Origin of the sequence: Acinetobacter sp. AOR01_HL, assembly GCF_027855455.1 — a bacterium.
In the GTDB taxonomy this organism is placed as follows: domain Bacteria; phylum Pseudomonadota; class Gammaproteobacteria; order Pseudomonadales; family Moraxellaceae; genus Acinetobacter; species Acinetobacter baumannii.
Genome location: NZ_JAKTIM010000057.1, coordinates 191,315 through 218,118 on the forward strand (window position 1 = coordinate 191,315; position 26,804 = coordinate 218,118).

Genomic DNA, 26,804 nt, shown 5'->3' on the forward strand with positions numbered 1-26,804 from the left:
TGTATGCAGCAATGGCTTCGTAGTTCCAAATTTTTATTAATATTCTTACCGATTTGGCTATTTGTTTTGTCTTGGATTAGACCCTTATCTGTACCAGATGAAGGTCGCTACGGAGATATTAGCCGTACTATGTTCGAATCTGGAGACTGGTTAACTCCACGAATCGATGGCTTACCTTTCATGCATAAGCCTCCTTTACTACATTGGTTAAGTTCTATGTTTATGGAGCTTTTTGGTGTGCATGTATGGGTGTTACGTTTAGTACCTGTTTTGGCTGGTACCCTCATGTTAGTGGGATTATTTTTATTCGTAAAAAAGCATATTTCAGAAAGCGTTGCACAACTTACCGTTATTATTTTAGCCACTAACCTGCTTTTTTTTGGTAGTAGCCAATACATTAACCATGATTTACTGCTTGCCTCTTGGATCACCATTAGTGTTTTATGTTTTGTGGACTTCACCATTTATGCACGGAAATCTATTTTATTTTTAGGTTATATCGCTGGTGCAGCAGCCTTCTTAAGCAAAGGCTTAATTGGAATTTTAATTCCCGGCATGATTCTTTTACCGTGGTTAATTTACACCAAGCAATGGAAGAAAATACCTTCTCTTCTTAATCCATTGGCTATCTTGTTATTTTTATTCATCGTTAGTCCGTGGCTCTACTTGGTACAAAGTAAATATCCTCAATTTTTACACTATTTTTTTATTGATCAACAATTTAATCGTTTCAGTTCAAAAGAGTTTAATAACAAACAGCCATGGTGCTTTTATCTTATGATTTTATTTGTCAGTTTTTTACCATGGCTTTTTGCGAGTAGATTTACGTCTATAAAAACCATTTTTAAAGATTATAAATCATGCTCTTTACTTGCCCTATTTGTATGGTGGTTTGTTTCTGTTACGGTTTTCTTCTCTATTCCGCCTTCTAAGCTAGCAGGCTATATTTTACCTGCTGTTCCGCCTCTTGCCATTTTTTTCGCGCTTGTGATGAATAAGGTTCTTGAAAGCAGTAATAAAACCAGATTGCAGACTTGGGGTATTCCTGTATTTACTGTACTTGTTGGAATTGGCGTTAGTGCAACACCACATTTTATTCGTGCACATCAGCTTTTTATCCAAAACCAAGCCATATTTATTTATCTCATTGGTGCCTTATTAATTGTGCTTCCACTTGTGTTAGTTGGGCTATATAAAAAACAGAAATTGAACTATTTGACTTATATTTTTATAAGTTTAATTGTTCTATGTAGTGCAGTCCCATTTGCTGTTCGTATTTTAGATACCAAAAACAATGTAGGCCAAACAGATTTTGCTGAGTACATTGCCCCATCTACAAAAATCGTTTTCTACAATTATTATTTCTATGATGTTCCATTCCTTTTACAACTTAAGCAGCCTGTTTATATCGTAAATCAATGGGATACTGTGCATTCAGATAGTGCCTCTTTAGAAATTAAAGATGGTTTGTTATTTGAACCGCAACTCAAAAAGTACTTGTGGAGCGAACAGCAGCTTCAAGATGCTCTAATGCAAAAACAAGATCTGATCGTGGTAAGTCAACCTCATAATTTTGCAACTAAAGACCCGTCAGTAAAAACTTTGCATTACAGAAACTATGATGTATTTATTTTCCATCCCTCGAAATAAACCAGAAATAAAAAAGGAAGCCGAAGCTTCCTTTTTTATTTTAAAACGTTTTACTCTTCAGAAGTATCTTCATTATTAGATACAGCTTCTTCGCTATCAGTTTCAGTCGTATCTACTTCACCTTCAAGAAGTTCTTCTTCGTCTTCTACAGCTTCAATTGAAACTACGCCAACAAGTGTTTCTTCTTCGCTTAAACGGATCAGACGAACACCTTGAGCATTACGGCCTGTCATTGCAACTTCTGCAGCACGCGTACGAACAAGCGTACCACCATCAGAAATTAATAATAACTCTTTGGTTTCATCAATAGAAACTGCACCAACTAGCTCACCGTTACGTTCACTTGTCTTGATCGCAATAACACCCTTACCACCACGTTTCTTGGTCGGGAAGTCATTTACTGGAGTACGTTTACCATAACCGTTGGCACTCGCACACAGTACTTCACCTGTCTCAGGCACAACAACAAGCGATACGATGCGACTTACTAGACTTGAATCTGCTGAATCATCATTATCATCTGAATCATCATTTTCAACATCTGCATCTTCTTCACTTAAGGTGCTGCTTGCAAAGCTTACACGCATACCGCGTACACCTTTCGCTGTACGACCCATTGCACGTACGTCAGTTTCAGCAAAACGAATTGCTTTACCTTCGTTAGAGAACAACATGATTTGCTGATTACCATCAGTAATCGCAACACCAATTAAGGTATCTTCTTCATTAAGTTCAATAGCACGTAGACCATTTGAACGAATGTTTGCAAATTGTTCTAACTCAACACGCTTAACCGTACCAGAAGCTGTCGCCATAAACACATAGTGATTTTCTGGAAACTCGGTTAATGGCAAGATTGCAGTTACTGTTTCTGTTGCATCTAGAGGTAACAAGTTCACGATTGGACGGCCTTTTGCCCCACGTGATGCTTGAGGAACTTCAAATACTTTCAGACGGTACACTTTACCCACATTGGTAAAGCAAAGTACGGTCGCATGGTTCGATGCCACAATCAGATGTTGAATAAAGTCATCATCTTTCATTGAGGTTGCAGACTTACCACGTCCACCACGGCGCTGTGCCTGATAGTCTGAAAGTGGTTGAGTTTTTGCATAACCCGTTTGCGAAACAGTTAATACCACTTGTTCTTCTGGAATTAAATCTTCACGGCAGAAATCCACACGAGATTCAACAATTTCGGTACGACGTGCATCGCCATATTGTTGTAAAACTTGTGCCAACTCTTCGCGAATAACACCCATTAACAAGTTAAAGTCATTTAAAATTGCAGTAAGTTCAGCAATTTGACCTAAAATTTCAGTATATTCCGCATGTAACTTGTCTTGTTCAAGACCAGTTAAACGGTGTAAACGTAATTCTAAAATTGCGCCTACTTGTGTTGGTGACAGACGGTAAATTGAATCACTTAAACCAAATGGACGATTTGGATCTTCACCTTCAATTTCATCTGGGCGAACAGAAATTGCACCAGCTTTTTCAAGTAGTGCAACAACGCCACCACCTGCCCACTCACCCGCAAGTAAACGCTCACGCGCTTCAGCAGGGTTTGCAGAAGTTTTGATGGTTTCAATAATTTCATCAATATTGGCTAAGGCAACTGTCAAGCCTTCCAAGATATGACCACGTTCACGTGCTTTACGTAATTCGAACATGGTACGGCGTGTCACAACTTCTTGGCGGTGACGAATAAATGCCGCAATAATATCTTTTAGATTCATCAATTTTGGTTGTCCATTGTCTAGACAAACCATGTTGATGCTGAATGAGTTTTCAAGCTGGGTATTTAAGAATAAGTTATTTACAACAACTTCTGCGTTTTCACCGCGTTTCAAGTCAATTGCAATACGCATACCTTCTTTATCAGACTCATCACGAAGTTCTGAAATACCTTCAAGCTTTTTCTCTTTTACTAACTCGGCAATACGTTCAATAACTCTTGCTTTGTTTACTTGATATGGAATTTCAGTAAAGACGATGGTTGTACGACCTGTCTTTTCATCTTCTTCGAAATGGTATTTACCACGAATGTGTAAACGACCTTTACCGGTACGGTAGGCATCAACAATACCTGATTTACCGTAAATAATACCGCCTGTAGGGAAGTCAGGACCGGTAATGTATTCCATCAATCCTTCAATCGAGATATTCGGATTGTCAGCATAAGCCAAACATGCATTCACAACTTCTGTCATGTTGTGTGGTGCCATGTTAGTTGCCATACCTACAGCAATACCAGCAGCACCGTTAATTAACAAGTTTGGAACACGTGTCGGAAGTACTTCAGGGATACGTTCCGAACCGTCGTAGTTATCTTCCCAGTCAACTGTGTCTTTTTCTAAATCTGCAAGAAGCTCATGTGCCAGCTTAGTCATACGGACTTCGGTATAACGCATTGCCGCAGCGCTATCACCATCGATCGAACCGAAGTTACCCTGACCATCAACCAATAAATAACGTAAGCTAAAGTCTTGAGCCATACGAACAATGGTTTCATAAACAGCTGAGTCACCATGCGGGTGATATTTACCGATTACGTCCCCAACGACACGAGCAGATTTCTTGTAGGCTTTGTTATAGTCATTGCCCAATTCGTGCATGGCATAAAGCACACGACGGTGAACAGGTTTAAGACCGTCTCTCACATCCGGCAATGCACGAGATACAATTACACTCATCGCGTAATCTAAATATGAATGCTTGAGTTCGTCCTCAATGGCAATCGGTCGGATTTCCGATACGCTCATGCATACTCCTTCTTACAGATAGATATTTCTATCCGTTTATATGTCTTGATCTTGCAAAAAATTTAGTTCCGGAAAGTGAACTAAAATCGAAAAAAATATAGCTGTATACTATAGCATAAAAGCGCTTTGTAATGTGCGGAATCTACACTGCCAATCTGGTGATATTTGTATAATTTAATTGCATATTATTCTACTCTTTTAGCTGCAATCATTATCTTCATGCCTAATCAAAACTATGTGAATTTTATTTTATAAAAATCAAACATCCAAAGCATAAATTTTCTAATTTTTACTTCTAACTTCAGACTGTAAAACAAAAAACCCCTAGTTCAAAACTAGGGGTTTTTAACTTTAATCAATAAAGATTAAAGCTTAGATACCAACTCTGGTACTACAGCGTTCAAATCACCAACTAACCAGTAGTCAGCAACGCTGTTGATTGGTGCTTCTTCGTCTTTGTTGATAGCAACAATAACTTTAGAATCTTTCATACCAGCCAAGTGCTGGATCGCACCAGAAATACCTACAGCAATGTAAAGCTCAGGTGCAACGATTTTACCAGTTTGACCAACTTGGAAATCGTTAGGTACAAAGCCTGCATCAACTGCTGCACGTGAAGCACCTTGTGCTGCACCAAGCTTGTCAGCTAATGGGTCAAGTACTTTGTGGTAGTTCTCACCAGAACCTACACCACGACCACCAGATACAACAATACGAGCAGCTGTTAATTCTGGACGATCAAGTTTAACGATTTCTTCAGATACAAACTTAGAAACACCAGCATCTTTTACTTCGCCAACTGTTTCAACAGCAGCTGAACCACCTTCCGCAGCAACTGGATCAAATGCTGTACCACGAACAGTACCAACAATGATTGCTTCGTCAGATTGAACAGTTGCAATTGCGTTACCAGCGTAGATTGGACGCTTGAATGTGTTAGCCGATTCAACAGAAATAATGTCTGTGATCATGCTTACATCAAGAAGCGCAGCAACGCGTGGAAGAATGTTCTTACCAGTTGTAGTAGAAGCAGCTAAAACGTATTTGTAACCTTTAGCCAAGTCAGCAACTAAGCCAGCTACGTTTTCAGCTAATTGGTTTGCATAAGCAGCGTTGTCAGCAAGTAATACTTTGCTCACACCAGCAACTTTAGCAGCAGCGTCAGCAACTGCTTGAGCGCCTGAACCAGCAACTAATACAGTAATATCACCACCGATTTTTTGAGCTGCAGCAACAACGTTTAAAGTAGCACCGTTAAGTGTCTGGTTGTTGTGATCAGCGATAACTAAAATACTCATGATTTTATCCTTCCGTATTAGATCACTTTCGCTTCATTTTTCAATTTTTCAACAAGCTCATCTACAGATTTCACTTGTACACCAGCTTTACGTTCTGCAGGCGCTTCAACTTTAATCGTTTTAAGCTTAGTACCAGCTGTAACACCGTAATCAGCAGGAGATTTAGTATCAAGCGGTTTTTTACGAGCTTTCATGATGTTAGGCAATGCAGCATAACGTGGCTCGTTTAAACGCAAGTCAGTTGTAATGATTGCAGGAAGTGCAAGTTCAACAGTTTGTAAACCACCGTCGATTTCACGAGTCACTTGTACTTTACCGCCATCCACTTTCACTTCAGAAGCAAACGTACCTTGACCAGCGCCTAATAATGCACCAAGCATTTGACCTACTTGGTTAGAGTCATCATCAATTGCTTGTTTACCAAGAAGGATAAGTTCTGGTTTTTCAGCGTCAACAACACCTTTTAAGATTTTAGCAACTTCTAGAGCGCCAATTTCGTCAGTAGTTTCAACTAAAATACCGCGGTCTGCACCCAAAGCCATTGCAGAACGGATTTGTTCTTGAGCTTCTTTAGGACCAATAGAAACAACAACGATTTCTGATACTGTTCCTTTTTCTTTTAAGCGAACCGCTTCTTCCACTGCGATTTCACAAAATGGGTTAATTGACATTTTAACGTTGGTAAGGTCAACCCCACTATTGTCCGGCTTAACACGAACTTTAACGTTGGCATCAACCACACGTTTTACAGCAACAAGAGCCTTCATGTAATCCTCGGCTGTTCTAGCAAAAGTAAATGTTGAGAAAAGTATATTAACTCTTCGATTAAAATTTTTTAGGTACCCTATCTTGCAATGTGTTTGGCATTTCGGTCAAGTCACAATTTTCTGGAACGGGGCAAAAAAAATGAAATCATCAGTTCATAAAAAAATTTTTATACATATCTAACTCCTATTTTATTCTTTTTAAAGTCTATTTTATATATTGATTTTTATTATCTTTTTATCTTATTTACCTTATTAGTCAGAAGCATAAGACTCTCAAAAATGAGTCAAAATTTATAGTTTTTAGACTATATATGCCGACAAAATAGGCAAAGATCAAAATGGTCAATTGGGTAATTTCATCGATTTCCTTTAAACAAATTTGTAAAAAAATACAAATGATCTCTACATTCTGCTTTTTTAACCCAGTTACAGCGGTTTAATGCTTGGTGGCTCGTGGATGGGCCTGATCGTACACTTGGGCCAAATGATCAAAATCAATATGTGTATAAATTTGAGTAGTCGATAAATTGCTATGACCTAACATTTCTTGAACTGAGCGTAAATCACCACTACTTGATAACATATGACTAGCAAAACAATGTCGAAGTAAATGTGGGTGTAAGTCGACATTTACGCCCGCTCTTTGTGCCTGAAGTTTTACACGCTTTTCAATTTGCCTAGGAGTTAATGCACCGCCTCGCTGTGAAATGAAAACGGAAGCATTTTGGTCAAAATGGCCTTTCCAGATATTATAAATTTTTAACCAATTCAATAAGCTTTCTTTTGCCTTTTTCCCAAACGGTACAATACGGGTTTTATTTCCTTTACCTGTAATACGAACGAGTTGACGATTAAAATCAATATCTTTAATCGTTAAGCCTTGCAGTTCAGCGAGCCGTAAACCACTTGAGTACAGTAGTTCCAACATGGCTTTATCTCTTAACCAAAGCTGCTGATCAACTGGTTTTTCAGGCATGGGTTGATCTAAAATTTGATTAACCGTTTCTATGTCAATCATGCCCGGTAAAGGTCTAGGCTGACGTTTCAATTTAAAATCGTCAGTAGGATTAATTTCTAGGTATTTGCCCTGTTCAGCCCACTTCATAAACTGACGAATAGAAGTAAGATGACGTTGCATGCTACTTGAACTTAACTGGTCCTGTTCGACACGTTGAGCCAAATATTCACGTAAATCTGAAGCTTCAACATTTCTTAAATCAACTTTTTTAAGCTCACAAAACTCAAGGAAGCTTTTAACATCTCGCTCATAAGCAGTAATTGTATGCTCAGACTGGTTTTGAATTTTTCTTTCTTTTAACCACATTGAGAGCAGTTGTAATGCAAAATCCAAATTGCTCTCCATTTATTTGCCCATTTTTTTGAGTGTACCAAAAACTATTTAATCAGGAAAATTTGATATCGCACAGCATAATGATTCTAACTTATATATTACAATTTATACTAAGTATCCGTTGGACCTTACACCATGACCGCCATACTCATTCCTTATTTAATTGCCATTACTTTACTTACCCTTACCCCTGGTTTAGATACAACTTTAATTATTCGTACTGCAACACTTGAAGGAAAATCTAAAGCGTTTCAAGCAGCTCTAGGAATTAGCCTTGGCTGCATTGCTTGGGGAATTGTCGTGGCATGCGGTCTAGGTGCCCTACTGATGGCATCCGACTTAGCATTCAATATATTGAAATGGATGGGCGCCGCTTATTTAGCATGGCTGGGTTTAAATATGATTTTAAAACCTCGTAGTCAGCTCGCAGCTATACAAGAAAGTAATTCAAATCGCTCTACTTCAGAGAATTGGTTTATTAAAGGTTTCTTTGGCAACTTACTCAATCCAAAAGTTGGTATTTTTTATATTTCATTTCTTCCCCAGTTCATTCCAGCGCAAGCATCGGCTGTTACTTGGGTGATGGGGCTTGTAATGATTCATGTGGTGATTGGCGTGTTATGGTCAAGTCTATTAATTCTGGCTATGCAGCCACTTTCGCGCTATCTAAAGCAACCCAAGTTTGTAAAATATATGGACCGAATTACGGGCAGTATTTTTGTTCTATTTGCTTTGAAATTGGCGTTGAGTAAAAGGTAAATTTTTAAAAGCGTGCTAACACATAGCACGCTAAATAATACTTAAAAACTTACATTAGGCCTTTTAAGTAATTTTTTATTTGAACTGCAACTTCATCGGCATATTTTTCTGCTAATTGATGGTCACCACCTTTCACAACATATAAAGTCGAATTTTCAAACTTTTGATTTAAATATTGACCTACCTGAACTGGACTCACCGGATCGTTATCACCCCAGATTAATAAAGTTTTAATATTTATATCTGACAAAAATTCTTCATAATTGGCATTGGTGGTAATAAACCAATCTGGATATTTTAAAAATGCTTGGCGGTATGCTTCACGCCAGTCTTGCACATTAAATGGTTCCAGGTTGATTCCACCAGAAGTTGCAATCAAGACCAGCCCTTTTACTAATTGAGGTTTTTGCAACGCTGCGGTAACTGCAAAAATTCCCCCCATAGATTGCGCGACAATTATAGATTCTTCATTAATTTGATTAAGAACATAGTTTGTTAAGTCTTTAAAACTCTTCACATCAAGAGATTCTGCTGTATCGCCGAAACCGGGGTAACCAATAATTTTTGTACGGTAGTGCTGAGGTAATTTTTCAATTAAGGGATACCAAAAACTAATACTTCCTGATGCACCAGGTAAGAAAATTAAATTATTCATATTTTTATAAAGTAATGAAATTAAAAAATTATTTTACATATAAAAGAAAGCCTCTTTTATCACTTTAACTGATAAAAAGAGGCTTTTGCTTAGGTAACGCGATTAACCTTGGAAATAACGTAAATCCAAACGTCCATCATATACATGAGTTGTTGGACCAGTCATCCAAACCACATCACCTTCTTGCCATTCAATTTGTAGCTTACCGCCAGCAAGTTCAACTTCTACAGAGTTGGCAAGTAGACCATGGCGCATGCCACTTACCGCAGCGGCACATGCTCCTGTACCACACGCTAGTGTTTCACCCACACCACGTTCAAATACACGTAAGCGAACATGTTTGTCATCAATCACTTGCATGAAACCAGCATTAACGCGCTCAGGGAACCGTTTATGTGATTCAACTTGCGGACCAATACCAGCTACATCTGCAGTTAGTACATCTGGAACTATAGTGACCGCGTGTGGGTTACCCATGTTGACCACATCAATACTAATGTTTTGGTCATTTGCCAACTCAAGGGTATATAAAGCTTCTGGCTCTTCGGCAACAAATGGAATTTCATTTGGTAGAAACTTTGGGTAGCCCATATTTACGCGCACCCAACCATTTTGCCCAAGCTCTGGCTTTACAATACCCGCTTTGGTTTGTACGGTAATGTTGGTTTTATTGGTTAAATGACGTTCGTGGACAAAACGGGCAAAACAACGCACACCATTACCACATTGCTCAACCTCAGAACCATCTGCATTGAAAATACGGTATTTAAAATCAGCTTCAGGTACGTCTGGTGGTTCAACAATTAAAAGCTGATCAAACCCCACACCAAAGTGTCGGTCTGCCAAACGTTGAATTGTTGCAGTATCTAAATAAGCTCTTTGGCTAATTAGATCAACCACCATGAAATCATTGCCTAAACCATGCATTTTGGTAAATTCTAATAACATCTCATTTACTCCTCAGGCAATAAACGTTCTTTTTCCCAAAGCGACTCAACCGTTTCACGTTCACGAATTAAATAGCTTTTTTCACCTGATACCATGACTTCTGCTGCACGGCCACGCGTGTTGTAATTTGAGCTCATGACAAAACCATAAGCCCCGGCACCAAGTACAGTCAACAAGTCATTTTCTTGTAATGCGAGTGAGCGGTCTTTACCAATGAAATCACCTGTCTCACAAATTGCACCAACCAAATCCCAAGTTTTTTCTTCGGTATCTATACGTGGTACAACAGGTTGAATATCCATCCAAGCTTCATATAAAGCAGGACGAATTAAATCATTCATTGCTGCATCAATAATCGCGAAGTTACGATGCGTCGTTGGTTTAAGCAAATCAACTTTGGTTAAAAGTACACCTGCATTTGCACTGATGCTACGACCCGGCTCCATATAAACTTTCAAGCCTAATTTTTCTAAAGCCGGCTTCATAGAGTTTGCATATTCTTCAACACTTGGTGGTGTTTCATCTTTATAACAAACCCCTAAACCACCACCGATATCGATATGTTTCAGATTAATGCCTAGTTTTTTCAACTCATCAATCATCACAATGACACGGTCTAAAGCATCAACAAATGGTTTAGTTTCAGTGAGCTGTGAACCAATGTGGCAATCAATACCTACGATTTCAAGGTTAGGTAAAGATGCAGCATATTGATAAGTTTCATAAACTGCATCACTTGGAATACCAAATTTATTTTCTTTTAATCCTGTTGAAATATAAGGATGCGTTTTTGCATCGACATCAGGATTTACACGTAAAGAAATAGGCGCTTTTTTGCCTAGGCGAGCTGCTACTTTTTGAATACGGTCCAACTCTGCATAAGACTCGACATTAAAACAGGCAATCCCTACATTTAATGACGTTTCAATATCAGCTTCAGTTTTACCTAAACCTGAAAAAACAATTTTAGAAGCATCACCACCTGCTTTTAAAACACGTGCTAGCTCACCACCAGACACAATGTCAAAACCCGCACCAAGTTTTGCCAAAACATTAAGAACAGCTATATTTGAGTTTGACTTCACCGCAAAACAGATTTGATGATCAATAAAGTCAAAGGCACGATCCATATCTAAATAATGTTTTTCAAAAGCTGCTTTTGAATAAACATATAACGGTGTGCCAAATTGCTGCGCAAGCTGCTCTAGAGAACATTGCTCTGCATGCAATACTCCATTAATGCGGGTGAAACTCATGAAGGTGTCCTTATTTCAAAGCTTAAGGTGATGTAGTTTGTGGTTGAGCGGCTGATGATTCGACTGACTGTTCAGCCTGTTCATCTTGTTGCACAACTTGTTTCTGTTCTTTATTACGATAGAGCAAGTATTTTGCACGTTTGTCATAATTTGGATCAGAAGGTAGCTGCAATGCTCCTGACTGACCGCAAGCGCTAAGCAAAATACTGCTGCTCAATAAACTGATGAGGCAAATGACACGACGCATCTGAGCACCTGATTTAAACAATTCGATGCAGTATACCGTGATCAGGCAAGCGGCTAAAGAGTAAACTTGAATAGAAAAACAATATGCATAAAAAACGCCAGCTTTTCAGCCAGCGTTTGATCATAACCAAATAAATTTAATTATTTTTTATGACGTGGTTTATAGAAGAAGAAATAACCAATGATCAAAATAACAAACCAAATTGGGCTGACTTTAAGCGCTTTAAAGGTGTCTGGCTCTAAAGACAATACGTAAATCATACCAATAAAGAAAATAATCGTGATCCAACATGTAAATAAGCCACCTGGCAATTTAAATGTTGATTTGGCATGCAGTTCAGGACGCGTGGTGTAATAACGGATGTAACTCCAGATAATAAGCAACCATACGCAGATGAAGAGAATCGTTGAAAGTGTTGTTGCAAGCGTAAATGCTTCAACTGTATTTGGTACAAAATACTGTAATGCTGCACCTAACAATAAACACGCAGCAGAGAAATACAATGCATTTGCCGGTACTGCACGTCTGTTAAGCTTACCAAAAGCTTTTGGCCCCTGATCTTCACGAGATAAACCAAACAACATACGACTTGTTGAGAATACACCACTGTTCATGGATGACATGACTGATGACAATACCACCAAGTTCATCAAAATCGCGGCTGCCGCTACCCCTGCTTGACTAAACAGGTTTACAAATGGACTGATCGCTGGATCAATTCTGTTCCATGGTGTTACTGACATTACAATGAGTAGCGCCAATACATAGAAAATAATGATACGGATTGGAATTGAGTTAATCGCTTTAGGCAAATTACGCTCAGGGTCTTTAGTTTCCGCAGCTGTTGTTCCTACAAGCTCGACACCCACGAAAGCAAAAATTGCAATCTGGAAACCAGCCAAGAAGCCATGCACACCTGTTGGGAAGAAACCGCCATTTGCCCAAAGATGAGTAAATGAAGCGACTTCACCTGTAGTAGACGTAAAGCCTGTAAAGATCATCCACAGACCCACTGCAATTAAAATAATAATCGCAAGGATTTTAATAAGTGCAAACCAGAACTCTAATTCACCAAACAATCGAACTGTTAATAAGTTCAATCCCATAATGAACACAATCGCGGCAACACTAATCATTGCGCCTTCAACAGGCGAGAAAGGTAAGCCATTATTGAAGAACTGTAAGTAATAAATAATTGCAGACAGATCGGCGATACCAATCGTGATCCAACACAACCAGTAGGTCCAACCCACGAAGTAACCAGCCCATGGGCCAATTAAATCGGTAGAAAAATCAATAAATGATTTATAGGTTAAATTTGACAGAAGAAGTTCGCCAAGCGCACGCATGACAAAAAACACCATCAAACCAATAATCATATAAATAAATAAGATAGAAGGTCCGGCAAGACTAATTGTTTTACCTGAACCCATAAATAATCCGGTACCGATGGCACCACCAATCGCGATCAGCTGTAAATGCCGATTAGAGAGACTACGATGGAGCTCACCTTGTTCATGAGGGTCGCTCAGATTTTGATTCGACATTTTATGAATACACTCCAGTAATTTTTTTAGTCCGTTAGCTAAAATCAAATCAAAAAGACGATATCGCACCATTTGCAGGTATCTTTTAAATGTATATTTTTTGACAACTTTTCAGCTAACCAATTTTTGTCTGTATTGCTGATAATTTCAAGATACATACAATTAAATCCGATAATACGCACAAGAACCTAGCAATACAACGCACTTTTCAGTCTAAAATTAAGACTTGAACCACTTTGATTTTTAAATTAAAAAGCCATATCAATTGATCAACTTTTTAACTACCAATTCTCTCTCGAGCTTCTAATACTTTCTCGAAATTTGACTGACTACTACGTTATCTCTCTATTTTTAAAACATGACATTTACTCTTTAATTTTGCTCACCGAAGCTTAAGCAAAATGTATTCCATATCGATTAAGTTCTCTATTGGGCTTTTTGCTATACTCTGCTTTTAATGATTATGAAGTTATCTCACTGAAGTCGAATATGAGCAAAGTCAAAACCGTTTACCGTTGTGAGCAATGTGGTGCCGATCATCTAAAATGGGCAGGTCAATGTTCAGAGTGTGGTGAATGGAATTGTCTTAATGAAGTCAAACTAGAACCCACTACTGCTCATCGTGCACGTCCTAAAGTTGGGGGTTATGCGGGTCAAGTCGCCAATATTACAACGCTTAACAAAGTCTCTGTTTCTCATGAAACCCGTTTACCAACAGGCATTAGCGAATTTGACCGCGTGCTTGGCGGTGGCTTGGTGACAGGTTCTGTAGTACTCATTGGTGGTGACCCGGGTATTGGTAAATCGACCATTCTTTTACAAACAGCAACTCACATGGCAAGTGCAAAAAGTTCTGCGCTTTATATTACGGGTGAGGAATCACTGTCACAGGTTGCCTTACGTGCCCAACGCCTTGACCTACCAACAGACCAGTTAAAAGTCATGGCTGAAACTTGTGTCGAACGCATTTGTGAAGTTTTAGAACAAGAACGTCCTGTTGTCGCAATTTTGGACTCTATCCAAACGCTTTACACAGAAACGCTTCAATCTGCGCCGGGTGGGGTTTCACAAATTCGTGAATCTGCTGCGTTATTAACCCGTTATGCGAAAAATAGTGGCACAGCGCTATTTATTGTTGGTCACGTGACCAAAGAAGGTGCATTGGCAGGTCCTCGTGTTTTAGAACACATGGTGGACTGCGTACTTTACTTTGAAGGCCAATCAGACTCACGTTATCGAATGATTCGTGCAGTGAAAAACCGTTTTGGTGCAGTCAATGAGCTTGGCGTATTTGGCATGACCGATAAAGGCTTACGTGAAGTGGCTAACCCTTCTGCTATCTTTTTAAGTCGTTATGATGAAGCCATTCCTGGTTCAATTGTCATGATTAGCCGTGAAGGAACTCGCCCGCTTTTAGTTGAAGTTCAGGCTTTAGTCGATGATGCTCAAGGACAACCGAGACGTGTTGCACTTGGTCTTGAACAAAACCGTTTAAACATGCTGCTTGCTGTTATGCATCGTCATGGTGGTGTACAAACCACCGGACAAGATGTGTATGTCAATATTGTAGGTGGTTTAAAAATTACCGAAACAGGTTCGGACTTGGCTGTTTTACTTGCATGTGCTTCGAGTTTGCGAACAAAAGCCTTACCTCAGCAGCTTGCAGTTTTTGGTGAAGTTGGGCTTTCAGGTGAAATCCGCCCTGTACCTAATGGTCAGGAACGTTTAAAAGAAGCAGCAAAACATGGCTTTAAATACGTCATCTTACCAAGAGGTAATGCCCCGCAAAAAGCAATTCCGGGCGTACAAGTGATTGCTGTTGCCCGCCTGCATGAAGCCTTGACTGAGGCGATGCAACTCAGTGATGAATTGACATAAAAAAACATACTTTTAAGGTTGAAATTTAGAGTAAATACCTGCATAAATACTATTACAAATTAACTTTAAACAGGAATTTCCTATGGAAGTACACCAGCGTGGCTTGATTACCGGTATTTTAATGGCTGCTTTAGCAATTTCTCCGCTTGCTGAAGCTAAACGTGCAGGTGGTGGTAAAAGCCACGGTATGGCACGTTCTACTACTTCAAGCCAGTCTTATCAACAACCTCGTCAAGTGACTCCAGTTCAACAACCTGCTACTACAGCACCTCAGAGATCTGGTCCGGGTGTTGGTTCAATGGTTGCCGCTGGTGTGGCTGGTGCTGCCGTAGGTGCTGTTGCAGCAAATGCTTTAGCAGATGACAAATCAACATCAGCTGAACACCAAGTAACTCAACCTGGTAATGAACAAGCTGTTCAAGCCCAAGAAGAGAAAAAAGGTGGTATTCCTGGCTGGCTTTGGGTCTTACTTGCAGCCGCTGTAGCTTTCTTTGTATTCCGTAAATTGGGATCAAAAAAAAAATTAGCAGCTAATAACCCTTATGCACCAAATAATGGCGGTCAAAACCCATTTGGCCGCTCGGCAGCTCCAACCAATACAGGTGACAATACCAATATCTTTGGTCAATCTGTAGGTGGCGGTGCAGCAACACAAGCTCCTTTTGGTAGCGCAACGACGAATAGTGGTAACCAATTACCAGATGGTAGCGAACCTGCTTCTTTCTTACGTGTTGCCCGTCAGCGTTTTAACCACATTCAGTCAATCAATAGTGCAAGTAACATTGAAGAAATTCGTCGTTACTTAACACCTGAACTTTACAACTCTATGTATAACGACATCATGGAGAACCAAGATCAGGACGTTGCTGAGTTTAGTAACTTAAATGCAATGGTTGTAGACAGTGCGACTGAAAATGGTCAATACATTGTGAGCGTACGTTTCACAGGTACAGTAAGTGAAGATTTAAACAGCTTGCCACAGCCATTTACTGAAATCTGGCACTTTGTAAAACCTGTTGGTTCACAGCAAGATTGGGTTGTTGCAGGTATTCAACAAGCCTAACTTAAATAAGTTCTAAATAAAAAAGTCACATTATTGTGGCTTTTTTATTTCGTTGTTTTCAGGCAATTTCGGCTGGAAAAGCAATGACTTTTTCAATTTTAAGTTGATCGGTTGCAACCATGAGTAATCGATCAATTCCCAAAGCGATCCCTGAACATTCAGGCATATGAGGCAATGCTGCTAACAAGTGCTCATCTAATGGCATGATATGAAGTCCTTGTTTAGCTCGCTCTGCATTATCTGCTTCAAAGCGAGAACGCAACACGTCTGAATCGAGCAATTCATCGTAAGCATTGGCTAGCTCTAAGCCTTCGATATAAACCTCAAAACGCGCTGCAACCTCTTCCCCATCTTCATCTAGTTTCACTTTCGCTAAAGATGCCATTTCTGGTGGAAAGTCAGTTAAAAAGACAGGTGCATCAAACCCTAAACTTGGTTCAACAAAATGAGAAAACAACAAATCCATATAAGCCAAACGGTCGTCGCCCAAGTCGAGATTTAACCCAACACGATTTGCTGTGTCTTTAAGTTGCTTCAAAGTCGCTTGCAACGGGTTAATATCTAAACGGTCCTGAAAGGCATGCTTATAACTTAAAATAAATGGACGAACTTCGCCAAAACGATGCTGCAAACAGGTTTGTAATAAATCGGCTGTTTCGTGCATTAACGCTTTTAAGTCCAGACCCGGACGGTACCATTCAAGCATGGTAAATTCACTGTTGTGTTTGCGCCCGTGCTCATCGTCTCGGAAAACCTTACAGATTTGATAAATCGGTCCGCTGCCACTTGCCAGTAAACGTTTCATGGCAAATTCAGGCGAAGTCTGTAAATACTGAGTCTGCAATTTGCCATTGATATGACGTAAAGCCTGAACCGAGGCTAAATGTACGTCAGTCACACCTGCTTGTGAAACCACGGGTGTTTCAACTTCCATGACCCCACGTTCTGCAAAAAACTGACGGATTTGGGTATAGAGCTTGGCACGAGCCTTTAAAGCATCAATTGAACAAGTAGGTTGATAACTTAAACTCATGCCTGTGGTCCCCCGTGAGCTGCCCATTCACGGCGCAGCGGATAACTCTTACGTAATAAATCAAATGCTTTTTGCTCTACCTTGCCCTCTTTAAGACACGCACGGATGTTGGCATCATCTTGAGCAATATCATAAATTTGAGATAGTTTTTGCTTTAACACTGCTTTTAAATCATGTCCTGAAAAATAGTCTTCACATGCAGGCAACTGGGTTTCGAAACGCTTATTAATGTCATATCCAAATTTTTGACAAAACGCTTCATAAATCATTTGCGTACCACGAGCTTTTCCTTCCAAGCTATAACCTGCAATATGCGGTGTCGCCAAAGCCAACATATTTAAAAGCTCTTCAGATATCACTGGCTCATGCTCAAATACATCGAGCACCACTTTACGCTGGGTACGTTGAATATCTTCGATTAAAGCGGCTTCTTTTACGACCGGGCCGCGTGCACTATTAATCAAAATTGTGTCAGGTTGAAGCGCTGCAAAAGCTTTTTCGTCAAACAGATGATACGTCGCATGTTCGCCTTTTTTGGTCAGCGGCACATGAATTGAAACTACATTGGCTTGTTGCAACAAGGCTTGAAAGCTTACATTTTCAATTGAATCTAACTGTACATAGGGGTCGAAGCCAATCACTTTCCAACCAAGCAACTGAGCCATATAGGCCAAGCGCTTACCCACGTTGCCAAGCCCCACAATGCCTAGCGTAAATTTTTCTTGTTGTTCTAAAAGGCTAGCATCTAAATGCAGTAAAGCTGTAATCACATATTCAGCAACCGCCTGTGCATTACAACCTGCGGCATTGGCCCATGTAATGCCATGCTTTTCTAAAGCTTGAATATCTAAATGATCGGTCCCGATTGTGGCACTACCCACATATTTTAGGGCGGTATTTTGAATTAAACTTTCATTTACTGCGGTGACTGAACGGACCAATAAAGCTTCAGCATCTTGTACGTCTGTATGCGTTAAGGTGCGCCCTGCTTTATGTTGAATATCGCCAAACTCTGAAAAAAAGTAATCGGTAAACGCCAAATTTTCATCTGCGACGATTTTCATGGTCTGCAACCCATAGCTTATAAAAACGTTATTATCCTTTGAGTTGTGGCAAAGTACAATGTTAAGGGTATTAAATTAGTACAGGGTTTCAAGACTCAGTTCACTTACAAACCACCGCCAAAATAAAAGTAAGCCATCACGGCAAGTGTGAGCCAAATTAAAATAATAAGTACGGCAACCAAATAGTTTTTTGGCCGCTTTTCATGTTCATCTAGCCATTCTTTAGCTTGTTGTTCAGCATCAAAAATGACTTGCTGAGGCGTAAAACGAACTGCTAACCAAATGAGTATGGGTAAAATAACCGCATCATCAATAAAGCCTAAAATAGGAATAAAGTCTGGAATTAAGTCGATTGGACTAAACGCATAAGCCACCGCCACCACAGCAATAATTTTGGGTAACCACGGCATTTGAGGATGCCTTGAGGCAAACCAAAGCATAATAATTTGTTTTTTTAGACGTTTTGCCCATTCTTTTATTGATTGTACCCAAGACATTTGGACAGACTCTGAACCTTTAGAATTTTATAATAATCTATAAAAACTAACCTTAGCTTAAAAGTGAAAGGAATATCGAATGAACCCAGCCCTAATTCCTTCACATTAAAAGATATATTTTATATTTCCGTATATAAAACAAATCCATCGCCCCTACAAAAGCTTGCCAAAGTCAGGCCCGATTGCTTGGCTAACTGAATGGCCATACTGGTAGGCGCTGAAATTGAAGCAAGCAAGCTAATATTGAGCTGAGCACATTTTCGTATCAGTTCATAACTTGCCCGACTGGTCATCACCACAAAACCTAAACTGGTGTCGCAGTTTTCTTGCGCTAAATAACCGAGCAATTTGTCTAAGGCGTTATGGCGGCCAACATCTTCAAATAAAGCCACGATTTGACCATCAACTACCCACGCTGCGGCATGCGCTCCACCCGTTAAAGCGGTAATTTCTTGTTGAGTTTTTAAATGGGAAATGGCACTCGGAATTTGCTCAAGCCATATTTTTGATGCATGCGTTGTAATTTTTGGCACGTCTAACTGAAACTGCTCTAAGCTTTCAATTCCACATAAACCGCAGCCTGTACGACCGACCATCATACGGCGGTGTTCCTTTAGGGCAGCGAATGCTCTCGATGAAATGGTCATTTCCACCGTAATGCCTAGTTCATTTTGATGCACATCAAGGGTATATAGCTCTTTTAAGCTGGTTAAAATTCCTTCCGAGAGACTAAAACCTTTGGCAAATAAATCGACATCGGTCGGTGTCGCCATCATCACCGCATGCGAAATACCGTTATATACCAAGGCAATTGGGTACTCTTGCACAATATGATCTAAGACATTTTCAGATTCGGTTTTGTTAAACCGCTGTACTGGCAATGTTTCAACCCCATAAGCATGTGGTGTCAAAATTATTTCCTTTACTTCAAAATGGCGCTTGTTTAGAGCGCCTTTTGCTTAAATTTCATTTTAAAAAATCAGATTCACTTAAAGACTACTAACTTTCTTATTGGCATCTTCAGGGTCAACGGCTGTTGCCAAGTTAAAATGCTCTGGCGCATTTCCGGGATGTAAAATCACAGGAACACTTTTAGAAGCCGGAATCTTGGCATATTTATCATGACTGCTTAAGGCCACCAAAGGATTGGTTTCCGGATAATAAGCCGCTAAGCTGCCTCGTGGAATGTTGTACGGCACAATACGGAAACTATGCACAATGCGCTTCACACCATCCGAGAAAACACTTTCAATATCGACCCACTGATTTGCTTCAAAGCCCGCTTCATCAATATCGGCTTGATTCATAAACAACACACGGCGCTGACCAAAAACCCCACGGTAACGGTCATCCAGACCATATAAAGTGGTGTTGTATTGGTCGTGAGATCGGGTGGTCATTAAGGTATAAACCTTACTTTCGGTATATGCGGCAGCGTACTGATTTTCTTTATCCGCATAGACTTCTTCAAGTGGCGTAATCAGGAATTGCGCTTTACCACTCTTTGTATTCCAGATGTGCTGATTAGCAGGATGTTCTAAATGGAAACCGCCTGGTTTATAAACGCGTAAATTAAAATCATGGAATTCATCAAACACATCGGCAATTGAGTCACGAATGCGGTCATAACTTTCAATGTACCATTTCCATTTAATCTGACTCTCTGGCAGCACGGCCTCAGCCATTCTTGCCACAATATCGGGTTCAGACAAAATATTTTTAGAAATTGGAGTATTACGTCCTGCCGACAAGTGGACATTACTCATTGAGTCTTCAACTGTAATAGCTTGTGGTCCATGAAGCTGCTCATCAATTTCGGTACGGCCTAAACATGGCAAAATAAGCGCATCTTTACCACACACCAAATGGCTACGATTTAACTTGGTTGCCACATGTACGGTTAAATTACATTTTCTAAGCGCTTCTTGTGTATAAGCGGTGTCAGGTGTTGCAACGGCAAAGTTTCCGCCCAAACCAATAAAGACTTTGATATCACCTTCGGCCATGGCTTTAATGGTTTCAACCACACCATATCCATTTTTTCTTGGTGATTTAATACCGAACACACGGTCAATATTGTCGAGAAGTTTCGGGCTAGGGAGTTCATTAATACCCATAGTGCGGTCGCCTTGCACGTTACTGTGCCCACGAACCGGACAAAGCCCTGCACCCGGTCTGCCAATTTGACCACGCGCCAACAATAAATTTGCCAGCATATGTACGTTAGCAGTTCCGTGACGATGCTGGGTAATCCCCATACCCCAACAGAAAATTGAACGCTCTGACTCTAAAAAGAGTTTAGCCAGTTTTTCTAAATGTTCAGGTGACAGACCTGAGTGCTTATAAAGATCTGCCCACTCCGTTCTTTCTACCTCAGCAATCATTTCGTCGAAACCAACGGTATTGACTGCAATAAAGTTTCGGTCAAAAACGCTTGGTTTACCTGAGGCAAGCGCCTTTTTATCCCACTCATGTAAGTGCTTTAAAATACCCAACATCAGTGCATAGTCGCCGCCAATTTTAGGCTGGAAATAATAGCGACTAATTGGCGTACTGCCATTGGTCATCATTTCAAGCGGTGCTTGCGGGTCTTGGAAACGTTCGAGACCTCGCTCTTTAATAGGGTTAATCGCAATAATGTTGCCACCGCGTTTAGACACTTCACGCAAAGTACCTAACATACGTGGATGGTTGGTTCCCGGGTTATGCCCAAAACTAAAAATGGCGTCGGCTAAATCAAAATCTTCTAAGGTGACTGTGCCCTTTCCTAAACCAATCGAGTCGAGCAAACCAACACTTGTAGTTTCATGGCACATGTTCGAGCAATCTGGAAAGTTATTTGTACCAAAGCTTCGCACAAACAATTGATATAAAAATGCTGCTTCGTTACTGGCACGGCCCGAGGTATAAAATGCCGCTTGGTCTGGATTATCTAGCGCATGCAAATGTTGAGCGATGAGCTTAAAGGCATCGTCCCATGAAATAGGCACATATTTATCGGTTGCAGCATCATAACGAACTGGGTCTGTTAAGCGGCCTAGGTCTTCTAGGAAAAAGTCACTTTGTTCTGATAACCAACTGACGGTATGACCTGCAAAATATTCGGGAGTGACGGTTTTACTGGTCGCTTCAAAAGCAACCGCCTTTGCACCATTTTCACAGAAGTTAAAGGCATGAGCATCTTTCTTTTCAGGCCATGCACAACCGGGACAGTCAAAACCTGTAGGCTGGTTAATGTTGAGTAAGGTAATTGAACCTTTACCTAAAATATCTTGTCGCTTTAAGTTTCGAGCAACACTTAGCAGTGCGCCCCACCCGCCAGCAGGATGAGTATATGGCTCAATTCGCGCAAAACCGTTATTTTCCTGTATGTGCTTTTGTTCTTCTGAATTATCCACTTTTTCATCCTCTTATCTTTTTTACACTCAACAGGCTCAGTGAAATCACAATTTAATTATGGTTTTATCAAAGCTACCCGCTGTTTACCGATGAGTAGAGTCCACTTTTTATATTATTGCCACTATGCTAAAAGCTGGCTCAACCGTTCTTATAATATGTGCCATATTCTTTACAATTACAATAATTCAAGCCAACCACGTTATTTGCACAAAAACATACAAAACAATGATTTAAATAGATATTAATTCTATCTTTTACAGATAAAAACATTATTGGGTTTCATTTTTAACCGACTGAAAGCCTTTTAAAATTGACACTTACACGACTTTATCTATGTTTTTTTCGCATTAAGCAGTATAAAACAATTAAAAATTTATCTGCATTAGAGCATTTATGAAGGTTGTGATCGCCCCTGATTCATTTAAAGATAGCTTATCGGCTTTAAAGGTAGCTCAAGCCATTGCCCAAGGATGGCAAGCAGTATTTCCTCATGCAGAAACGATTTTGTGCCCCATGGCAGATGGCGGTGAAGGAACCATTGAAGCTGTGTTAGAAGTCTGCGATGGTCAATGGCGTGAAAAAACTGTAGTCGGGCCATTAGGTCAGCCTGTTCAGGCCAAATGGGGTTGGTTAGAAAAACAAAAAATTGCCATGATTGAAATGGCTCAAGCAAGCGGCATACAGTTAGTTCCAACGTCTCAGCGTGATGCCTGCCACAGCACAACATTTGGAACAGGCCAGCTTATTTTGGATGCCTTAGACGCGGGTGCAAAAGACATTTTTTTAACTGTAGGCGGCAGCGCCACCAACGATGGCGGCACAGGCTTACTCAGTGCTTTGGGTGCAGTTTTACTCGATGCTAACCAAAACGTTTTACCCGCTGGCGGCCTTGCCCTTAGCCACCTATCCAAAATTGATTTAACACATTTCGACTCACGTATTCAGCACACACGGTTTTTACTGGCTGCCGATGTGACCAATCCACTTTGTGGCCCAAACGGCGCATCACATATTTTTGGCCCACAAAAAGGTGCATCTCCAACTCAAGTACAGTTACTCGATGCAGCCCTTGCCCATTTTGCCGATGTCACGGCACAACTTTTAGGTTTCGATAAACGAGATGAAGCGGGTTCTGGTGCCGCTGGTGGTTTGGGTTTTGCCGCCAAAAGTTATTTAAATGCAGACTTTAAAGCTGGAGTTAAAGTTGTGGCTGAACTGAATCAGCTTGAGCATAAAATTTCTAACGCAGATTGGGTAATTACGGGTGAAGGTAAATTTGACCAACAAACCTTAAGCGGTAAAACCGTTTTTGGGATAAGCCAAATTGCCAAAGCCCACAATGTTCCGGTCATTGTGATTGCAGGAACTTTAGGTGAAGGCTACCAAGCACTTTATGAGCACGGCGTAAGCGCCGCTTTTTCACTAGCCAATGGCCCCATCACCCTAGAACACGCCTGCGAACATGCAGCAGAACTCATTTATGAGCGAACAGTCGATATAGCGAGATTAATTCAGTTTAGCCAAACCAACTTAAAAGATAAAAAAACTTAATCGGCTAATTTTAAAAGACTCTCTCTACAGCTCTCCAAGATTTCATCGCTAAGGTTTGATTGGTCTGGGCATGCACGAGACAATGCAATTGTCCCTACTGACTGAGCAAGAATATTAATAGCTTGCTTTCTCAGCTCTTCTGTTTCTAAAGAAACTTGTTTTGCGCGTTCATTCATAATGAACTCAATAAGCTGCTCAATGCCCTCTTCAAACTCGACTTTTACTTCGTCGGGCTGTCTTGCGGCATCACAAGATAGCGCTGTTAAGGTACAGCCCTGATCACGGTTGTCCCGATGTGTACGAGACACATACATTTGAATAAATTGGGTTAAGTTTAAACCTTCTATTCTTTTTAAAACCTGCTCAAGACCATGTTTGGCAGTAATAGTAACAAGGTCTGTTTTCGAGCTGAAATGTTTATAAAACCCACCATGAGTAAAGCCTGCGCTAGACATTAATTCGGCAATGCCCACCCCGTCGTAGCCTTTACTACGGAACAGTTGAGTCGCCTTTTCAACAATTTTATCTCGGTTTTCTTTTACCTGAGTTTTACTGACTTTCATGTTGGTGCGCTCACTTTTATTCACCCTGCTCGTCATTATTATACATTGATTATGATTGACATCAAAACCTGTATATTTTAGATTATGATCATCATCTAAAAATTAAAGCGTGGAGACATCACATGTCAGCTCAATCAAAAGTACTTATTACAGGGGCTTCGTCAGGAATTGGTTCTGTTTATGCAGATCGATTTGCTCAACGTGGCTATCACTTAATCTTGGTGGCACGAGACACCAACCGTTTAGATAAAATTTCAAAAGACCTTCAAGAAAAATACGGCGTACAGGTCGAGTTCATTCAAGCCGATTTATCAAACGATCAAGATATACGCAAAATTGAAGATGTACTCAAAAACGATGCTGATATTGAAATTTTGGTAAATAACGCTGGAATTGCTCTGAACGGAAACTTTTTAACTCAAGATCGTAATGAGATTGAAAAACTTCTAACTTTAAATATGACTGCGGTGGTGCGGTTGTCTCATGCAATGTCGCAATCCCTTATACGCAAAGGTAAAGGCGCCATTATTAATTTAGGCTCTGTACTTGGCTTAGCGCCTGAATTTGGTTCTACCATTTATGGCGCAAGTAAATCTTTCATCCAATTTTTTAGCCAAGGCTTACATTTAGAGCTAAAAGATCATGGGGTACACGTTCAAGCTGTATTACCTTCTGCCACTAAAACCGAAATTTGGGAACGTTCAGGTATAGATTTAAGCCAAGTTCCGCCATTAATGGATGTCAATGATTTGGTCGATGCAGCCCTGATTGGTTTTGATCGTAAAGAAACAATTACAATTCCTGTGCTGAAAGATGAAAATCAATGGAATAATTTTGAAAAATCGCGTATGACATTATTACCAAACTTCTCTTCGGCTGAAGTAGCCCAACGTTATAAAAACTAACGACTAGGGCTACCCAACTCTCAAGTAGGAAAATCTTATGAATGTTATTGATGCTCTCCGCAAACGCCGTGCAGTTAAACGCTTCGACCCTGCTTTTCAACTCTCTGAAGATGACAAAAAGCAGTTGTTACAAGAAGTTTTAGCAAATGCACCAAGCGCTTTTAACTTGCAGCATTGGCGTCCGGTCATTGTTGAAGATGCAGAGTTAAGACAAAAAATTCGCGCGATTGCTTGGGACCAACCACAAGTAACAGAGTCATCATTACTGATTGTGTTATGTGCCAAAGTAAATACATGGGAAGTTGATGCTAAACGTGTATGGGATGGAGCTTCTCCAGAAGTTCAAGATATTATGGTTGGTGCAATCGACCAGTATTACCGTGACCGCCCACAAACCCAACGTGACGAAGTGATGCGTAGTGCGGGCATCTTTGCTCAAACCCTTATGTTACTTGCTCAAGAGCATGGTTTAGATAGCTGTCCAATGGACGGTTTTGACTTTGATGCAATGGCAAAGCTCATTAACTTACCTGAAGATCACGTGGTGTGTTTAATGATTGCTGTTGGTAAATCTGCTTCAGAACCTTACCCGCGCGTAGGCAAACTCCCTTACGACGATGTCATTATTCAAAATACATTCTAAGTTGTAATTGAAATTTTAGGCTTTCATTCTATTTTTGTTTTTATACTAAATAGATGGAAGCCTTTAATTTTGCATTAATTATAAAGCTGACTTTGACTCGGCTATAAACTGTCTCAAAAAGCAATTTAATAATCTCTCCCTTTCATCCGCGTACTCTGCACTCAAAAGCTGAATGATTGTGCCTTCCACCATATATAAAAATAGTTTGGCGTCGGTAAAAGAGGCATCAGGTTTTAGTGTTCTAAGCTGGCTATAAATTTCATTTTTTAGCCATGTTCTATAGCGCACTGCGGATTGATAAGCGTTGGGATAGCTATTTTTAATTTCAAAAACGGCTTTAAATAATAAGTAATACGGCCCTTCTAGATCGGTATGTAGAAAGTAAAGCTTTTTGAGTTTATCGATGGCAGGAGTGCTTAAGTCATATTCGACCATTGCGACTACTTTTTCTTGGAGCTTTTCTTTTTGCACCATGAGGCAGATTTCAATAAGCCTTTCTTTAGAGTGAAAATAATTATAAAAAGTCGCTTTTGTAATCTCTGATTCTCTCACTATTCTGTCGACCCCAATAAGGTGAAATCCACGGTGATGAAACAGATCAATTGCTTTATGTACAACGTATAAGGCACGTGTTGGGAGAATTAAATTTGGCATAGTTTTACCGTTATAAATTCTTGTTGTTTGTAAATGAGATACTTTTTTGGGAGAAAAAAGGCACAGCAAAGCCTATAAAGACTGTGCTTGGCACATCTCAAGTTTTATTGTTGCTAAGTTTTTGGTTGTGACGATTTAAAGTCTGAAAGCGCTAATAGCCCTCAAACTGCTTTAAGGTTTATGTGGTGTCGTTATAGCTTTTGGCAAAGGCTGCCAAGAAATAATGGATGTGCAAAGCCAACTCCTTTTTATTGGGAGTTCTGCCAAAGCATTAAAATTATGGTGGCAGAACGAGAAAGGGTTAGCAGACT

General features: G+C 40.1%; 23 protein-coding genes. 7 read left to right on the forward strand and 16 right to left on the reverse strand.

Going from position 1 to position 26,804, the window contains the following annotated elements:
* Nucleotides 1-3 precede the first annotated feature (3 nt).
* A complete protein-coding gene (locus MKL62_RS18675; protein WP_005128100.1) occupies nt 4-1,650 on the forward strand; it encodes an ArnT family glycosyltransferase in 1,647 nt (548 codons plus the stop codon).
* 50 nt (nt 1,651-1,700) lie between these two features.
* Here MKL62_RS18675 and gyrA read toward each other — a convergent pair whose 3' ends face one another.
* The 4 genes from gyrA to xerA form a co-directional block, all read right to left on the reverse strand.
* Entirely contained in the window at nt 1,701-4,415 is a 2,715-nt protein-coding gene (gyrA, locus tag MKL62_RS18680; RefSeq protein WP_000116449.1) for a DNA gyrase subunit A, read from the reverse strand.
* A gap of 365 nt (nt 4,416-4,780) precedes the next feature.
* Complete coding sequence (locus tag MKL62_RS18685) at nt 4,781-5,713, reverse strand: electron transfer flavoprotein subunit alpha/FixB family protein (protein WP_000025985.1); 933 nt, start codon at nt 5,711-5,713, stop codon at nt 4,781-4,783.
* Nucleotides 5,714-5,730: 17 nt separating this feature from the next.
* Nucleotides 5,731-6,480 (reverse strand): electron transfer flavoprotein subunit beta/FixA family protein, encoded by a 750-nt coding sequence (locus MKL62_RS18690; RefSeq protein WP_000646179.1) that lies wholly within the window; start codon nt 6,478-6,480, stop codon nt 5,731-5,733.
* A gap of 436 nt (nt 6,481-6,916) precedes the next feature.
* Nucleotides 6,917-7,804: a site-specific tyrosine recombinase/integron integrase gene (gene xerA, locus MKL62_RS18695; RefSeq protein ID WP_002000102.1), complete on the reverse strand. Its 888-nt coding sequence runs from the start codon at nt 7,802-7,804 to the stop codon at nt 6,917-6,919.
* Between the two features lie 162 nt (nt 7,805-7,966).
* Here xerA and MKL62_RS18700 point away from each other — a divergent pair, with 162 nt between their 5' ends.
* Nucleotides 7,967-8,590, forward strand: coding sequence for a LysE family translocator (locus tag MKL62_RS18700; RefSeq protein WP_005128098.1), 624 nt, complete (start codon nt 7,967-7,969; stop codon nt 8,588-8,590).
* Between the two features lie 49 nt (nt 8,591-8,639).
* Here the strand turns inward: MKL62_RS18700 and MKL62_RS18705 are convergent, their stop codons facing one another.
* The 5 genes from MKL62_RS18705 to MKL62_RS18725 form a co-directional block, all read right to left on the reverse strand.
* Nucleotides 8,640-9,245 carry an alpha/beta fold hydrolase gene (locus MKL62_RS18705; RefSeq protein WP_005128097.1) on the reverse strand — a complete coding sequence of 202 codons (606 nt, stop codon included), beginning with the start codon at nt 9,243-9,245 and terminating at the stop codon, nt 8,640-8,642.
* A gap of 102 nt (nt 9,246-9,347) precedes the next feature.
* The gene (dapF, locus tag MKL62_RS18710; RefSeq protein WP_005128096.1) at nt 9,348-10,193 is read right to left on the reverse strand and encodes a diaminopimelate epimerase; all 846 of its coding nucleotides are present in this window, start codon (nt 10,191-10,193) and stop codon (nt 9,348-9,350) included.
* A 5-nt stretch (nt 10,194-10,198) separates the two neighbouring features.
* Complete coding sequence (lysA, locus tag MKL62_RS18715) at nt 10,199-11,449, reverse strand: diaminopimelate decarboxylase (RefSeq protein WP_000011144.1); 1,251 nt, start codon at nt 11,447-11,449, stop codon at nt 10,199-10,201.
* Nucleotides 11,450-11,471: 22 nt separating this feature from the next.
* Nucleotides 11,472-11,696, reverse strand: coding sequence for an LPS translocon maturation chaperone LptM (gene lptM / locus MKL62_RS18720; RefSeq protein ID WP_001255198.1), 225 nt, complete (start codon nt 11,694-11,696; stop codon nt 11,472-11,474).
* A gap of 140 nt (nt 11,697-11,836) precedes the next feature.
* A complete protein-coding gene (locus MKL62_RS18725; protein ID WP_000070815.1) occupies nt 11,837-13,243 on the reverse strand; it encodes an amino acid permease in 1,407 nt (468 codons plus the stop codon).
* Between the two features lie 489 nt (nt 13,244-13,732).
* Between MKL62_RS18725 and radA the strand changes: the two genes are divergently transcribed.
* Together radA and MKL62_RS18735 are read left to right on the forward strand one after the other, a co-directional pair.
* A complete protein-coding gene (gene radA / locus MKL62_RS18730; RefSeq protein WP_000048860.1) occupies nt 13,733-15,121 on the forward strand; it encodes a DNA repair protein RadA in 1,389 nt (462 codons plus the stop codon).
* Between the two features lie 82 nt (nt 15,122-15,203).
* Nucleotides 15,204-16,184, forward strand: a complete 981-nt coding sequence (locus MKL62_RS18735) for a Tim44 domain-containing protein (RefSeq protein WP_000451853.1) — start codon at nt 15,204-15,206, stop codon at nt 16,182-16,184.
* A gap of 58 nt (nt 16,185-16,242) precedes the next feature.
* On the opposite strand, the gene epmA is transcribed toward MKL62_RS18735, so the two are convergent.
* The 5 genes from epmA to MKL62_RS18760 all read right to left on the reverse strand — a co-directional run bounded on the left by epmA (nt 16,243) and on the right by MKL62_RS18760 (nt 22,176).
* Nucleotides 16,243-17,217, reverse strand: a complete 975-nt coding sequence (gene epmA, locus MKL62_RS18740; protein WP_000059544.1) for an EF-P lysine aminoacylase EpmA — start codon at nt 17,215-17,217, stop codon at nt 16,243-16,245.
* Nucleotides 17,214-18,281 carry a 4-phosphoerythronate dehydrogenase gene (locus tag MKL62_RS18745; protein WP_005128095.1) on the reverse strand — a complete coding sequence of 356 codons (1,068 nt, stop codon included), beginning with the start codon at nt 18,279-18,281 and terminating at the stop codon, nt 17,214-17,216. The genes epmA and MKL62_RS18745 overlap by 4 nt, the downstream gene beginning before the upstream one ends.
* Before the next feature lie 104 nt (nt 18,282-18,385).
* Nucleotides 18,386-18,778, reverse strand: a complete 393-nt coding sequence (locus MKL62_RS18750) for a YkvA family protein (protein ID WP_000119198.1) — start codon at nt 18,776-18,778, stop codon at nt 18,386-18,388.
* 119 nt (nt 18,779-18,897) lie between these two features.
* Nucleotides 18,898-19,689 (reverse strand): formate dehydrogenase accessory sulfurtransferase FdhD, encoded by a 792-nt coding sequence (gene fdhD, locus MKL62_RS18755; RefSeq protein ID WP_005128094.1) that lies wholly within the window; start codon nt 19,687-19,689, stop codon nt 18,898-18,900.
* A 78-nt stretch (nt 19,690-19,767) separates the two neighbouring features.
* Complete coding sequence (locus tag MKL62_RS18760) at nt 19,768-22,176, reverse strand: FdhF/YdeP family oxidoreductase (protein WP_000370450.1); 2,409 nt, start codon at nt 22,174-22,176, stop codon at nt 19,768-19,770.
* A gap of 394 nt (nt 22,177-22,570) precedes the next feature.
* On the opposite strand from MKL62_RS18760, the gene MKL62_RS18765 reads away from it, so the two are divergent.
* Nucleotides 22,571-23,728, forward strand: a complete 1,158-nt coding sequence (locus MKL62_RS18765) for a glycerate kinase (RefSeq protein ID WP_005128090.1) — start codon at nt 22,571-22,573, stop codon at nt 23,726-23,728.
* Here the strand turns inward: MKL62_RS18765 and MKL62_RS18770 are convergent.
* A complete protein-coding gene (locus MKL62_RS18770) occupies nt 23,725-24,291 on the reverse strand; it encodes a TetR/AcrR family transcriptional regulator (RefSeq protein ID WP_005128087.1) in 567 nt (188 codons plus the stop codon). The two genes, MKL62_RS18765 and MKL62_RS18770, sit on opposite strands and share 4 nt — an antisense overlap.
* Nucleotides 24,292-24,413: 122 nt before the next feature.
* Here MKL62_RS18770 and MKL62_RS18775 point away from each other — a divergent pair, with 122 nt between their 5' ends.
* Together MKL62_RS18775 and MKL62_RS18780 are read left to right on the forward strand one after the other, a co-directional pair.
* The gene (locus MKL62_RS18775; protein WP_001276033.1) at nt 24,414-25,196 is read left to right on the forward strand and encodes an SDR family NAD(P)-dependent oxidoreductase; all 783 of its coding nucleotides are present in this window, start codon (nt 24,414-24,416) and stop codon (nt 25,194-25,196) included.
* A gap of 37 nt (nt 25,197-25,233) precedes the next feature.
* A complete protein-coding gene (locus tag MKL62_RS18780; protein WP_001100694.1) occupies nt 25,234-25,839 on the forward strand; it encodes a nitroreductase family protein in 606 nt (201 codons plus the stop codon).
* Nucleotides 25,840-25,917: 78 nt separating this feature from the next.
* Here the strand turns inward: MKL62_RS18780 and MKL62_RS18785 are convergent, their stop codons facing one another.
* The gene (locus MKL62_RS18785) at nt 25,918-26,493 is read right to left on the reverse strand and encodes a TetR/AcrR family transcriptional regulator (RefSeq protein ID WP_270899799.1); all 576 of its coding nucleotides are present in this window, start codon (nt 26,491-26,493) and stop codon (nt 25,918-25,920) included.
* Nucleotides 26,494-26,804: the final 311 nt, after the last annotated feature.